15 protein-coding genes and 1 riboswitch are annotated in these 13375 nt (G+C 36.7%); of the genes, 12 read left to right on the forward strand and 3 right to left on the reverse strand.

Features of this window, described 5'->3' with window-relative positions; genetic code table 11:
• The first annotated feature begins 310 nt into the window (after window positions 1-310).
• The 4 genes from ACLHDF_RS15945 (at window position 311) to ACLHDF_RS15960 (ending at window position 4179) form a co-directional block, all read left to right on the forward strand.
• On the forward strand, window positions 311-1588 hold the full coding sequence (locus ACLHDF_RS15945; protein ID WP_413919698.1) for an ABC transporter substrate-binding protein: 1278 nt from the start codon (window positions 311-313) through the stop codon (window positions 1586-1588).
• Window positions 1589-1662: 74 nt separating this feature from the next.
• Window positions 1663-2517 (forward strand): carbohydrate ABC transporter permease, encoded by an 855-nt coding sequence (locus tag ACLHDF_RS15950; RefSeq protein WP_413919699.1) that lies wholly within the window; start codon window positions 1663-1665, stop codon window positions 2515-2517.
• Window positions 2518-2585: 68 nt separating this feature from the next.
• The gene (locus ACLHDF_RS15955; protein ID WP_413919809.1) at window positions 2586-3392 is read left to right on the forward strand and encodes a carbohydrate ABC transporter permease; all 807 of its coding nucleotides are present in this window, start codon (window positions 2586-2588) and stop codon (window positions 3390-3392) included.
• A 52-nt stretch (window positions 3393-3444) separates the two neighbouring features.
• Window positions 3445-4179, forward strand: coding sequence for a sugar phosphate isomerase/epimerase family protein (locus tag ACLHDF_RS15960; RefSeq protein ID WP_413919700.1), 735 nt, complete (start codon window positions 3445-3447; stop codon window positions 4177-4179).
• A 29-nt stretch (window positions 4180-4208) separates the two neighbouring features.
• On the opposite strand, the gene ACLHDF_RS15965 is transcribed toward ACLHDF_RS15960, so the two are convergent.
• Window positions 4209-4724, reverse strand: a complete 516-nt coding sequence (locus ACLHDF_RS15965; RefSeq protein ID WP_413919701.1) for a hypothetical protein — start codon at window positions 4722-4724, stop codon at window positions 4209-4211.
• 580 nt (window positions 4725-5304) lie between these two features.
• On the opposite strand from ACLHDF_RS15965, the gene ACLHDF_RS15970 reads away from it, so the two are divergent.
• The 8 genes from ACLHDF_RS15970 (at window position 5305) to ACLHDF_RS16005 (ending at window position 11420) form a co-directional block, all read left to right on the forward strand.
• Complete coding sequence (locus ACLHDF_RS15970) at window positions 5305-5652, forward strand: response regulator (RefSeq protein ID WP_413919702.1); 348 nt, start codon at window positions 5305-5307, stop codon at window positions 5650-5652.
• 19 nt (window positions 5653-5671) lie between these two features.
• Window positions 5672-6586: a diguanylate cyclase gene (locus ACLHDF_RS15975; protein WP_413919703.1), complete on the forward strand. Its 915-nt coding sequence runs from the start codon at window positions 5672-5674 to the stop codon at window positions 6584-6586.
• 108 nt (window positions 6587-6694) lie between these two features.
• Window positions 6695-7192 (forward strand): response regulator, encoded by a 498-nt coding sequence (locus ACLHDF_RS15980; RefSeq protein WP_413919704.1) that lies wholly within the window; start codon window positions 6695-6697, stop codon window positions 7190-7192.
• A 505-nt stretch (window positions 7193-7697) separates the two neighbouring features.
• Window positions 7698-8072, forward strand: a complete 375-nt coding sequence (locus ACLHDF_RS15985) for a DUF1992 domain-containing protein (protein WP_413919705.1) — start codon at window positions 7698-7700, stop codon at window positions 8070-8072.
• A 36-nt stretch (window positions 8073-8108) separates the two neighbouring features.
• Window positions 8109-8915, forward strand: a complete 807-nt coding sequence (locus tag ACLHDF_RS15990; RefSeq protein WP_413919706.1) for an alpha/beta fold hydrolase — start codon at window positions 8109-8111, stop codon at window positions 8913-8915.
• Between the two features lie 12 nt (window positions 8916-8927).
• On the forward strand, window positions 8928-9515 hold the full coding sequence (locus tag ACLHDF_RS15995) for a histidine phosphatase family protein (protein ID WP_413919707.1): 588 nt from the start codon (window positions 8928-8930) through the stop codon (window positions 9513-9515).
• 148 nt (window positions 9516-9663) lie between these two features.
• Window positions 9664-9798: a hypothetical protein gene (locus ACLHDF_RS16000; protein WP_413919708.1), complete on the forward strand. Its 135-nt coding sequence runs from the start codon at window positions 9664-9666 to the stop codon at window positions 9796-9798.
• A gap of 302 nt (window positions 9799-10100) precedes the next feature.
• Window positions 10101-11420, forward strand: a complete 1320-nt coding sequence (locus ACLHDF_RS16005) for an aspartate aminotransferase family protein (RefSeq protein ID WP_413919709.1) — start codon at window positions 10101-10103, stop codon at window positions 11418-11420.
• A gap of 170 nt (window positions 11421-11590) precedes the next feature.
• Window positions 11591-11690, forward strand: a riboswitch (SAM riboswitch).
• A gap of 242 nt (window positions 11691-11932) precedes the next feature.
• On the opposite strand, the gene ACLHDF_RS16010 is transcribed toward ACLHDF_RS16005, so the two are convergent.
• Both ACLHDF_RS16010 and ACLHDF_RS16015 read right to left on the reverse strand, forming a co-directional pair.
• Entirely contained in the window at window positions 11933-12562 is a 630-nt protein-coding gene (locus ACLHDF_RS16010) for a hypothetical protein (protein WP_413919710.1), read from the reverse strand.
• A 54-nt stretch (window positions 12563-12616) separates the two neighbouring features.
• Window positions 12617-13186: a YkoF family thiamine/hydroxymethylpyrimidine-binding protein gene (locus ACLHDF_RS16015; RefSeq protein ID WP_413919711.1), complete on the reverse strand. Its 570-nt coding sequence runs from the start codon at window positions 13184-13186 to the stop codon at window positions 12617-12619.
• Window positions 13187-13375 lie beyond the last annotated feature (189 nt).

Below are 13375 nucleotides of genomic sequence, written 5' to 3' on the forward strand. Positions count from 1 at the left end.
ATTTTTTTAATAAGCGGATGTATTCTGTTTCAACAACGAGAGTACATTCGCTTTTTTTCGTGAACGAAAAAGTTAATAGAAACCATAATAACAAAATCAATTTAGAAAAAGGCAAAAATGTAAGGCTTTTGCCTTTTATATTTACCATTGAGTAAAAGGATATTCATTCATATAATTTAGATTAAGTAAAATGTATGCGCTTTCAATATACAGAATTATTTTTCAATAATTCTCTCGAGAGAGAAAGAGATATGAGCGTTTACAAAAAAACTTGCCACACTAGGAGACGAGATTATAGGAGGGGTATTCATTGAAACGTTGGTTTAGTTTAATCAGTTTTGCACTCATTTTAACCCTAGTACTTGCAGGATGCGGAGGAAAGTCCGCTAATGAAACAAGTGGTAGCGGTGGAAAAGAAGTTGTTGCGTGGGCTTGGAATATTAACGTACCGGTATTAAAGAAAGCAGCAGCAGAATATCAAAAAGAGAATCCAGGTTTTAAATTAAAAGTAGTGGATATGGGACGTGAAGACGTTTATTCAAAACTAACAACAGGGTTGCAAGCTGGTGGAAAAGGCCTTCCTGATATTGTCTTAGTAGAAGACGATCGTTTCCAAGGATATTTGGATGCATTTCCAAAAGCGTTTCTAAACCTATCTAAAAAAGGGTTTGATAAACAAGAAGATAAGTTTCCAGAGTTTAAGAGAGCCCTTTTATCAAAGGATGGGGATATGTACGGCTTCCCGTTTGATGCAGGTCCAACCGGCGTTTTCTATCGCACAGATTACTTTGAAAAAGCAGGCGTAGACCTAAACAGTATTAAAACATGGGATGATTACATTGCGGCTGGTAAGAAAATTAAAGAAAAAGTTGGCGTTGATTTACTAGGTTTAGATTTTAACAACGACGATGGCCTATTCCGAATAGCGCTGACACAGCAAGGTACCTTCTATTTTAATAACAAAGGAAAGCTAAATTTAACTTCTAAAGAAGCGAAAAAGGCAATGGAATTAAATAAGAAGTTAAAAGAAGCAGGTATTGTTAAAAATACAGTCGGCTGGGATGCTTCAATCAGTGCTTTAGCAGAAGGAAAAGTAGCAAGCTCACCATCCGGTGCTTGGCTATCCGGTTCAATTACACAGCAGGCTCCGGATTTAAAAGGAAAATGGGGAGTATTTTTATTACCTTCGTTTGAAGAAGGAGGCAACCGTGCTTCTAACTTAGGAGGAAGCAACTATGTGATTTCAGCAAATAGTCAAAAAGTAGATGAAGCATACAAATTTATGGAGTATTTCTCAACAACGGATAAAGTTCAAGAAGAAGCGATGAAGGGCGGATTATTTCCATCATTAAATACCGTATATTCTTCAGAATTATTTACTGCACAAGATGAGTACTTCAGCAATCAGACGATTTGGAAAACATTTGCAGATGAAATGAAAGATATTAAACCAGTTAACTATACAGGCAATTACTCAGTTGCAAACAGTGAAGCAGTCAAAGCTGTTTCAGAAGTAACGAATGGTAAGGGCGTTACAGAATCGCTTGAAGCAGCTCAAAAACGCTTAGAAAATCGTATTAAAAAATAATTAAGAAGCATAGAGAAGGTGATTTCTAGAAAATTGCCTTCTATCTCTTCTTCTTGCGGTACTAGGAGGTCATCATGAAGACAAATAAATCGTTGCCTTACTTATTTATTGCTCCAGCACTTTTGCTGTTCGCGCTGTTTACGATCTACCCTATTTTTTCATCATTTTTTCTAAGCTTTCAGAGTATGGAAGGCGGAAAGTATGAATTTACTGGCTTATCCAACTACACACGGTTGTTTGGAGATGATATTTTCTGGAAAGCGCTTGGAAATACGGGTATTATTTTAATCGTTCAAGTGCCCGTTATGATTTTGTTAGCACTTGTACTAGCTAATGCATTAAACAGTCAGCTTTTAAGATTAAAAGGTTTTTTCCGAGTTTCATTTTTCTTGCCGGCTGTAACGTCACTAGTTGCCTATTCTATTTTGTTTTCAATCATTCTTCAAGATGAAGGAATTATGAATACTATTTTAGAGTTTTTCGGTATAGATGCTATTCAGTGGCTGGGGGATCCTTTTTGGGCTAAAGTCTCGATTATTGTTGCAATGACTTGGAGATGGACAGGCTATAACATGGTTATTTTTCTAGCAGCTCTTCAAAGTTTATCTCATGAAGTTTACGAAGCAGCTGATTTAGACGGGGCAAATCGTATTCAAAAGTTTTTCCACGTAACGGTTCCACAATTAAAACCTGTTATCTTGTTTGCTACTATTTTATCAACAATTGGCACGCTTCAATTGTTTGACGAACCTTTTAACTTAACAAAAGGTGGCCCTGCTGATTCCACGATGACGCTAGGCTTATATATTTATCAAAATGGCTTTGAATATTTTGATTTTGGATATGCTTCAGCCATTGCGTACGTTGTTGTATTATTAGTTGGTATTTTAACGTTCTTCCAATTTAAATTTACGGGTGATAAATCATGAGTGTATTAGAGAGAGTAGAAACAACGGCAGTAGCTACCGTTCCTAAGTTCAAAAAGAAACGTCACATCATGCGTAAAATAGGATTATACAGCTTGCTTGGACTGTTTACGATTATCTCCATTTTTCCTTTTTACTGGATGTTTATCGGCGCTACGAATGAATCAGGGAAAATGTTTACAAACCCTCCAACACTGAAGCCTGGCGATCAGTTTATGACAAATCTACAAAACTTAAATGCGTCAATTGATTTAGGGCGCGTCTTCTTTAACTCAGTATTTGTTTCAGCAGTGTACGTAATTGTAGCTTTAATGGTCTGTTCTACAGCGGCATATGCACTATCTAAATTTGAATTCAAAGGCCGTAACGCAATTTTTACTACGCTTTTATTGTCCATGATGATTCCATATCAAGCAACGCTCATTCCGCTTTTTCAGCTGATGTCTAATTTTAATTTGCTTGATACGTATTTTGCTCTTATTGTTCCGCAGCTGTGCTTTCCGTTTGCTATCTTTTTATTACGTCAGAACTTTTTAGCTTTTCCAACGGAGCTTATTGAAGCAGCTCGTTTAGATGGAGCTGGAGAAATGAGAATCTTTTTAACCATTGTGCTTCCTTCTATGAAGCCTGCTATGGCTGCAGCGGCTATTTTCTTATTTATGACACAGTGGAATAACTTTATGTGGCCGTTAGTTGCGACTACATCAAACGAAATGGCTACACTGCCGGTTGCTCTTTCAAGCTTAATTGGTCTATCGATTATTGATTACGGTCAAGTAATGATGGGGGTAACGATTGCGACCATCCCAATTATTGTCTTCTTCCTAGCGCTTCAGCGTCATTTTATTTCCGGAATGCTTGGAAGTGCAGTAAAATAAAAGGCAGAAGCTCCTATTATAGGAGCTTTCTTAATGAATAGGGGGAGAGAAGATGAGAGAAATACCTGTAGGAGTTCAGCTTTATACATTACGCGAAGAAACGAAAAAAGACTTCAAAGGAACTCTTCAAAAAGTAGCAGCATTAGGATATCAAGGGGTAGAGTTTGCAGGTTATGAAGGACATACAGCGCCAGAAGTAAGAGCATGGTTAACTGATTTACAGCTGCAACCAGCTTCTAGTCATGTTCCGCTTGAACAATTAGAATCTAATTTAGAACAGGTAATTCACTTTGAACAGCAAGTTGGAAATTCACATATCGTTTGTCCTTTTTTAATTCCTGAGCGACAAACTGAAAAAGGATATTACGAACTTATTGACTCTTTAAATGATATTTATACTTATTGTAAAAAAGAAGGCATGTCGTTTAGCTATCATCATCATGATTTCGAGCTGAAGAAATTGTCAGCTGGAAAGTCCCCTCTCCAGACAATCTTAGAAGAAACTGAGGTAAACGTAGAGTTGGACATTTATTGGCTGACCAAAGCGGGTGAAGACCCAGTGGAGTGGATGAAGCATTATCGAAATCGTACGCCTTTTATCCATTTAAAAGATATGACTACAGATGGCGAGCAATTTTTTGCTCCTCTTGGTACCGGAGGAGTAGATGTAAAGGCTGTAATGCAAGAAGGAAATAAAACAGGTGTAAAATGGTGGATTGTTGAACAAGACCAGTGCAAAGAAAATCCTTTCAGCAGCATTGAAAAAAGCTTAGCGTATATAAAATAAAAAACGAACAGACGCTGTCTGTTCGTTTTTTATTGATAAGCTGGAGTCCATTCAATCTCTCCGCACTTATTCGTATAATCAATATTTACCTCAAAGTTATGTTTTTCGTAAAAATGAATTAATCTTTCGAGATGATCCCAGTCACGCTCAGCGATATCTCCTTTAATGAGATGAACATTTTGATCGACTGCTACTTCTTTTAGATAATTCATACATACAGAGCCATATCCTTTATTAGCAGGACCTTTAATGTCACCAATAAAAATAGTGTGATTATCTTCATATACGCCATCGATGGCAAAATCCCAAGCGCCTTTATAAGCTTTCGTACATTCATTTAGCATAATTTTACATGCATTTCCGTCATTTTGTGCCGATACAATAACTAACTGATTGTCTTCAGGCTGATCGACTCCAATAACTTCATACTTTTTAGCAATTTCTTTTACATTATCCTGCATGCGAAATAGCTGAAACTCTAAATCATCAAGTGTTTCTTTTATTTCTTCTGCATTGTGCTTTTTTTCTGTAAGCTGAGTAAACATTTTATACTCCTTTCCGTCTGTTTTCGGTCTAAGTGCGCCTATGACAAAGAGGACACGGTGTATAAAGCGAAACTTTATTTGGTAAAGTATCTACCTTAGTAAAAATATAAAAAGGAAAGAACCTGATTTGATTGGTTGTTCATCAAAACGGCCGCTTTCCTTATCATTCACTTTTAAGTTTTTCACAACGTGTATAAGGGTAACAAAGACTCACTAACCTTGTCAATAAGGTTGTGGCTCTATTCATGAAAGAACCGATGAGTCATTTTGCTTAGTGTAGAGAAAAATAATAGGTGGAAAAAGAATCATTTTAAAGTAAAATCATTTAAGGAAAAATATGGTTAAAGAATAATTACTTTTCATTTGGAAAAAACATAATTAAAATACAATCGGGAAAATATTCCATTTGCTTACGAAATATTATATAAACTGGATGGAGTAATATGGGATTAGTGTTAACTATATCGAACAAAAGGTGTATAAGATGGATAAATACCAAATTGCATTATTTAGGAGATCGTTCCCGCGAGTTAATGGAAGCTGTTGAAAAAAACAGAAAAAAACCTGGGATTATACAGAGTTGAATACTTTTTTATTAGATATTATTAAAATTTCTTATCAAGATGAAATTCAATCGGTAGAAGATATAAATAAACCGATCGAAGTCAGTGAAAAAACAGCTAATATTTTACTTGTGGACGATGATCTTTCAATGCTGATGTATTTAAAAGAACAGTTTGAAAAACAAGGCTGGTACGTATTAGCAACAGCCTCTAAAGAAAAAGTAATTACGGCTTTTTACGAATTAAAGCCGGATTGTTTCGTTGTAGATGTACATATGAAAGACTGTACGGGCTTTGACATTCTTTCATTTTTGCGTGATAAAACAAAGCAAATGGTTCGTTCCGGTTGTCATGATAAGTGTTGATAATCAAAGGGAGAGACGTTTGCAGGCGTTTAAATTAGGGGCTGATGACTTCTTTGTTAAACCTCTTGATATGGAAGAAAGCCTACTGCAAATTGGGCACCATATTGAGCGAAAGAGGATGTTTAACTCTTTTTCAATGTTTGATGAATTACCAGGAGCCTATAACCGGACGTATTTAAAAGAAATTTATAGTCAGCAGTTATCTAGCTACGCCCGCTCAAAAGAGTCTTTTTGTTTAGCTCTTTTAGATCTAGATTTATTTAAGGGAATAAATGATCAATACGGGCATCTTATGGGAGACCAGGTGCTGCAAGCATTTGTAGAGTATATGAAGCGTGAAATTCGTCCAACAGATCACATCTTTAGATATGGAGGCGAAGAGTTTATTCTTTTGCTACCAAAAACCAATGTAAAAGAGGCAGAAACGGTATTAAACAGACTGTTGGAGTCTTTTTCGAAAAAAATGTTCACACACAAAAAGAGTTCCTTTTATTGTAGCTCTTCCGGTGGAGTTGTAGAAGTTCATAACAATGAATGGCTGTTAAACAAAGCGCTTCATCAGGCGGATGAAGCATTATATGTGGCGAAGGAGTTAGGACGCAAAAAAATTGTCGCTTCTTCTCAAAGTAAGCTGGTTAAGAGGCGAACACTTCGTATGGCCATTATTGATGATGATTCTATCATTCGAACGATGTTGAAAGAGCTTTTAAGTAAGATTGATGTAGGAGATCGTTATGAAGTGAAGATAGAAGTGTTTAAAGATGGCATCGAATTTTTTGAATCTGAATGGATTCACTCTAGCGATCAGTACTTTGTTATTTTAGACGGAATGATGCCTAAAATGGATGGCTTGGAAGTTCTGCAAAAATTGCGCCAGCAGAAACGTCATGATCAGTACACGGTTATTATGCTTACATCGCGAAACAGCGAATAAGATATTCAAAGAGCATTAGAGCTTGGAGCAGACGATTACATGACAAAGCCATTTAAATTAATGGAGCTTGAAGCTCGCGTACGTCATTTAATGAAGAAGGTGAAGTAAGTGGCGATATCAATTCAAGTGGTATATGTCTTATTTGGCGGATTGCTATTGCTTTTAGTCTGTTTTTTAAGTTATTTACTTATCCAAAAAGCGCGTTTAAATGCTTTTCGAGCAAAAGTAGAATCCTATAAAGATAGTATGAAAGAATCCTTTTCATTTACTTATACAGAAAAGATGAAGGACATCGGGTCGAGCCTAAAAATAAAAGAGAGCGGTTTTCACGTTCGGTATTTTAACAACGGAGAAGACGCATTAAACTCTATTCATCAGCAAAAGCCGGAAGTCGTTGTTCTAGATATCATGCTAGGAGAAAATAAGTTGGACGGCTGGGATGTTTTAAGACATCTGAAAGAAAATACTGAGACAGAAAAAATTCCTATTTTAATCTCATCTGCTTTAGATGAAAGAAGCAAAGGATTAGAGCTTGGCGTGTGTGAGTTTCTTATCAAACCCTATCAGCTAGTAAATTATCTAAAACGATTCTCCAGCTGCTTTTGAAAAAACAAGAGCATGAAGGAGAAATTATGATTCCTTCGGATAAAGAAGAGTAGAAATTTAGTGGGGCTTCGTTATTTCTACGGAGTCTCATGAAATGAAAAATTAGTAAAGTAATATAAAAAAATATTGAAAACGTTATCAAAATATGGTTTTATAGAAAGTAGGCATAACATGATGACCTTAGAATTACCTTTTTCCACCTCCTTACATGCGTAAGGAGGCTTTTTTGTATAAATATAGTAAGATAAGATAACAAAAGCCGACACAGAATCGTTAATTGGATTTAAGCAGGCTAGGAAGCTGCTCAAGAACGTTTGATACTGAAAGGCATGGAGGTCTGGCAATTATTTTGCAAAGGGAAGGTGATCTAGCTAAGAAGTGATGGTAGTTCAATTTTTACAATCATAGTATAATAAAAAATACGGTTGTAAAAGCTGTGTTTGTTATACATCTTTTACATAGAAGGTAAAATTGAATTTTATATTTCCTTAAAGGAGGCCTTTCCTTGGATATTGCGTATATAATTGCTGAAGAAAGAATTCGACAAGCAATAAAAGACGGTGACTTTGATAAGCTGCCTGGAGAAGGAAAACCATTAAAGTTAGAAGATTTATCACATATACCTGAAGAACTGCGCCAAGCGTATAGGATGTTAAAAAATGCAAATATGATAACTGATGAACAAGAGCTGAAACGAGATATGGCGACAATAGAGGAATTAATCTCTGCATGCGCGGATAGCAGTGAAGAACAAAAGCTAACAGAGATGCTTACGGAAAAGCGTTTGCGCTTTGAGCAGCTCGTAGACAAGAAAAAGATGACAAGTTCTGCAGCTTACAGGACGTATCAGAATAAAATTCACTCCAAATTTTTTTATTGATGGGTGTAATAGACGAGACGATCGGAGGGTGAGAACTTGCGGTTATTGATTTTATTGATTAGTATCATATTATTTATTTCACTTTGTTTTTATATTTTTGCCCCACAAACAAAACGAGGTGCCCAATCGAAAAATGTGCCGGTTCTATTTATTCATGGCTATTTAGGAAGTCAGAAAAGTTTAGGAAAAATGATTAAACGATTTGAACAAAACGGATGGGGAACTAAAGTAGCTTACTGTGTCGTTCAAAAGAATGGAGCTATTCAGTGGAAGCATATTATGAAAGCAAAAGATGGAAAGCTTCCGCTTGTTCATATTGTCTTTAAAAAGCCAGATGCCAGTATTGCACAGCAGCAAAAATGGATCGAAGCTATTATTCAAGATGTACGTGATACATATAAAACATCTTCTGTTGATTTAGTTGGGCATAGTATGGGAGGAGTAACAGCTGCAGCTGTTAGTTTGTCTAACCCTCGGTATATTCAAAAATTAGTTACGCTAGGGTCGCCAATTCAAGGGTTAGATTATAAGGAATTAATGGAGATGTACCCTCATGCACGCAATCACATTGAATCTATAGGCGCTCGTGATTTAGCTTTTCACTCTACAGCGTTGAACAGCCTATATGAAAGTCGTCAAGATTTCTCAAAAGAAATCGACGTTTTTTCAGGAGCAGGAGACGTGGGAGATAAGACCGATGGAGTGGTAACAGTAGAAAGTGCATACGGGCTGCAAGAGTTTACCGAACATATTCATCTCCAAACGTTTCATGAAGCCCATTCGGATTTACACGAAAGCCCAGAGGTTGATAAAGCTGTTTATCAATTTTTAAAACGAGATTAAAGGGGGATTACGATGCTTTACTTAATTAGACACGGTCAAACAGATTGGAATAAAAACAAACTCATTCAAGGACACGCCGATATTCCGCTCAACGAGGCGGGAAGGCAACAGGCCAAACGCGTAGCGGAACGTTTTCGAGATATCCATATTGATGTAGTCTACACAAGCGATTTGCTCCGTGCGCAGGAGACGGCTAGGGAAATTGCAACAGTTGCTAAAGTAGATAAAATCGAGGTTTGTGAGCAGCTGCGTGAGCGCTCTTTTGGAGAACTAGAATCAAAAAATGTAAAAGTGCTGCATGAACTTGTACCAAGCTATGCGACAAATTGGGGAGAAGAACCTTTATATAATATCGAAACGCTCGAAGCCGCTCAAGAACGAATGGTTCGACGGTTAACGGAAATTATGAAGGAGTCTATCGGAAAGAAAGTAGCAGTTGTTAGTCACGGGGCGGCAATTAATACATTCATCCATCATGTAACAAGCGGAGAACAAGGAACAGGGACTACTAGTTTGCAAAATACATCCATTACAACGTTTGCTTATGAAAACGGAAAATGGCGTCTCGAAACAATCAATGATGCCAAACATCTTGAATAAATATACTTAAAGAGGCTGGGACAGTAGTATTTTAGTTGAAGAAAGATCCGAACGATGAATCGAGATTCTTGATTGAGAATCCAACTCGTTCGGATTTTTTTATGGTTATCGTGAACGTAGGTTTCATGTATGCAGCTGCTTCTAGCTGTTGATTGGAGGGCAAGGAGAAGACTCCAGCGGGAAAAGCGGAATAGGTGAGACATCGCAGGGACGTAAGCGGAGAGGAGGCTTATGGGCTGTCCGCGGAAAGCGAAGTCTTGCACGGAAATCAACAGCGATGTAATAAGTGATCCCCACTAGCTTATGTATCCAATTTGTTCGTCTTTAGGTTGGATTGATTTAGTTATGTCTCAATCTCGATTTTTATGATAAATAAACAAAAAGTAGGGGAGATGAAAAGACAATATATTAATTTCAAATATAAATATTTATACAATTGATTTTAATAAAAATGCATAGTAAAATAAGTTTTATTACTATTCTATTAAAGCGTTTAGTATAACTGGATTTCCTAATATTGTTTAATAAGTAACTATATTTCAGAATAAGATTAATTGATTTGGATAATTTCAAGGAGGATGTAGTATGTCAAAAGATTGGAGTCATTTATTTGAAAGAATGCCTGAATTGCTAGCACCGACGATGGCTAAAGACCATCCGAATTTGCCCGTTGTGAAAGAAGAAGGATGCTATTATTACGGGCTGGATGGTAAGGAATATCTCGATTTTACTTCCGGAATTGCTACGACAAATGTAGGACATAGACATCCGAAAGTAGTAAAAGCCATTAAAGATGGAGCAGATCAATTATTACATGGTCCTTCAGGTGTTATTATGTACGAATCGATATTAAAGTTAGCTGATGAGTTAGGGAAGGTAACACCGGGCGATTTAGACTGTTTTTTCTTTGGGAATAGTGGCACGGAAGCAATTGAAGGAGCCTTGAAATTAGCGAGACATGTGACTAAGCGTCCGTACGTTATTTCTTTTTTAGGTTGTTTTCATGGCCGTTCCATGGGAGCTTTAAGTGTTACAACATCCAAAAGCAAATATAGACAATTTCAGCAGCCATCGGGACTGACTTATCAAATTCCATATGCAAATCCAAAAGAGTGTCCTGCAGAGCTAGATAGCGATATATACTTTACTGAAAAGCTTGAAAAAGATTTTGAAACCCTGTTTAAGCACCAAGTGACGCCTGAAGAAGTGGCTGCGGTTATTTTGGAACCAGTATTAGGAGAAGGCGGCTATATTATTCCTCCTAAAAGTTGGATGAATAAGTTAAGAGAAATTTGTGATCGACATGGAATATTACTTATTTTTGATGAAGTGCAAACGGGTTTTGGACGCACCGGCGAATGGTTTGCTGGACAAACGTTCGATGTCGTACCAGATATCATGGCTATAGCAAAAGGAATTGCTTCTGGAATTCCACTTAGTGCAACGGTAGCTTCTCAAGAATTAATGAAGCAGTGGCCGCTTGGCACACATAGTACAACATTTGGAGGGAATCCTATTGGATGTTCAGCAGCGCTTGCAACCCTTGAAGTAATGAAAGAAGAACAACTGCTGGATAATACGAAAAAAATGGGTGCTTATGCGTTAGAAAAGCTACATCTTTTAAAGGAAAAACATTCAGTGATTGGTGATATCCGTGGTTTAGGACTTATGATTGGAATTGAAATTGTTGATCCTTATACGGGAGAAGGAGATGGAGACGCCTTATTTGAGATTTTAGATCTAGCTTTAGAAAAAGGCGTGTTATTTTATTTTTGCGGAAATGCAAGTGAAGTTATTCGTATGGTACCTCCGCTTACTGTAACAAAAGAACAGATAGATGATGGCATTCGCATGTTAGATGAAGCTATTACTTCTTTTGAAAAAAAGTCAGTTGTAAAGGCATGATTACAAAAATATAAAAAAATTATATATTTGTAACCTAGTTGTCATAGTAATGGTAGCGATATCATAGTTTTAGAGGGAAAACAATTTTCTGAAAAGTAGTTGACATCTGTTTGTGCAGCATGTAACATAATACTTATCTTATCAACAATTATCAACAAAATTCGACAAACTTCTTATCAAGAGAGGTGGAGGGATAGGCCCTGTGAAACCTCGGCAACGGACTTTATAGAACCGTGCCAACTCCCACAAGCAGTGCTTGAAAGATAAGAAGAGACCAGGCTTACTAACAATTGTGATCCCAACCTCTTCTTACAGGCACTTAGACACTGTAAGTGGAGGTTTTAATTTTATGACAAGAGTATGACATTAGATAAAAAACAGCAGGTAATTTCGCCTGCTGTTTTTATATGCTGTAAAACGATAAATAACCTACCAGAATTCCTAGTAAAAGTACTCCGATTGTAATACCAACAATCCACCATATCATTTTTTTCATCATTTATTCCTCTTTATCAATTAACTGTAGTTGTAGATCCGCCGGAGGCGCCGGAAGCTGTACCGTATGCAGTTTGTCTTTTGATTCCGGCATCTTTAGCCGCAACTTTCCACTGCCAGTCAATGCGCCCGTAGGCTCGGTTATTTTGCACCCAAGATTTTGAATTTTTTTTTGAAATAGATACAAGGGGATTTACATTTTTCGTTACGACGCCTCGTGCATTTTTGACTGAAGTCACCGATGAGTTTTTCGTGTAATAATCTACATATACAGTTAGTTTTGTGGTTGTAAATCCAGCTGCTTTATAAGAAGCCGTGTAAGCTGCTGTTTTGAATAAAGGCGAAGCCGTTTTTGCTTTATATGCTGCTGTACTTGCAGCTTCAACCGTGCCGCTGCTCTCTTCAATATCCAATTTTAATAAAGATGGATTGTTTAGGGATTGTACAACTTTTTGTTTTTGTTGACGTGACAGTTTAGAAAATTCATACAGTGTACTTTTATCACTTTGCGCTTTCAAGAACTGAGTGTAAGAAACAACTGTTAAACGGGCAGGTTTTTCACTAGCTAGAACAGAGTTTGGTACGACTAATATGCAAAACAGTGCACTTATCAGAAAAAAAGAAAAAAACGTTCTTTTTGTAGCCATATTTATATAAATCCTTTCTATTATTCTATCTTTATAAGCAAATTAAGAAGTAATTTATCGTTTTGAAGAAGGACTATGTGCTGCCATATTAACCGTCATCACGACACGAGCTTGCTGCACAGATTCAATAAAACATTCGTATAAAGAAGAGAATACTTTTTCCACATCTCCTTCTAAAGCTGTTGCAAAAGGCACGGTTTCCGCAAATACTTCCTGTTGTTTAACTGCGCTAATTCCGCTTTTAATGATGTCTACATAATGCGGCGTATCTAATGGATACAAAGAAAATTGAGTGGATACAGGGAATGAAGCACAAAGCTGGTGGTTTGAAGACATGTTTTCTTTTGGTTTCACTTTTTCTTCTTCGAAATATTCTTCGTGACATCCTGTTGAAAAGGTGGCATTTAACACAATATGCTTTCCTGATTTTCCAGCACTTTTATAAATAGCTTGTACAACTTCAAACACGTCTTTGGCAGTTCCTTCAATAAACGTACTAACACGGTCTGTTTTTCGCTGAACTTTAGACATGTCCACTTCGTTTAGTGCGCCTAAAATAATATCGATGAAGTTATCACTCATAACGGAAAGTGTAAAACGACAGCCAACATTTGTTTTTTCCAAACTAATCACTCCTAAAATATAGATTTGTAGTTTTTTTATCATACAAATCATAAAATAACTTTTCTGTTTTGTATAGAAACAGAAGATGAATTCTATACTTTTAGGAAATATTACATAGAAGAAACGAAAATAAATTGCATAACATGAAAAATAAGGGTGTTAAGAAAAGTCACATAATGAGAAATAATA

The organism is Priestia megaterium, from assembly GCF_046599315.1.
Lineage (GTDB): Bacteria > Bacillota > Bacilli > Bacillales > Bacillaceae_H > Priestia > Priestia megaterium_F.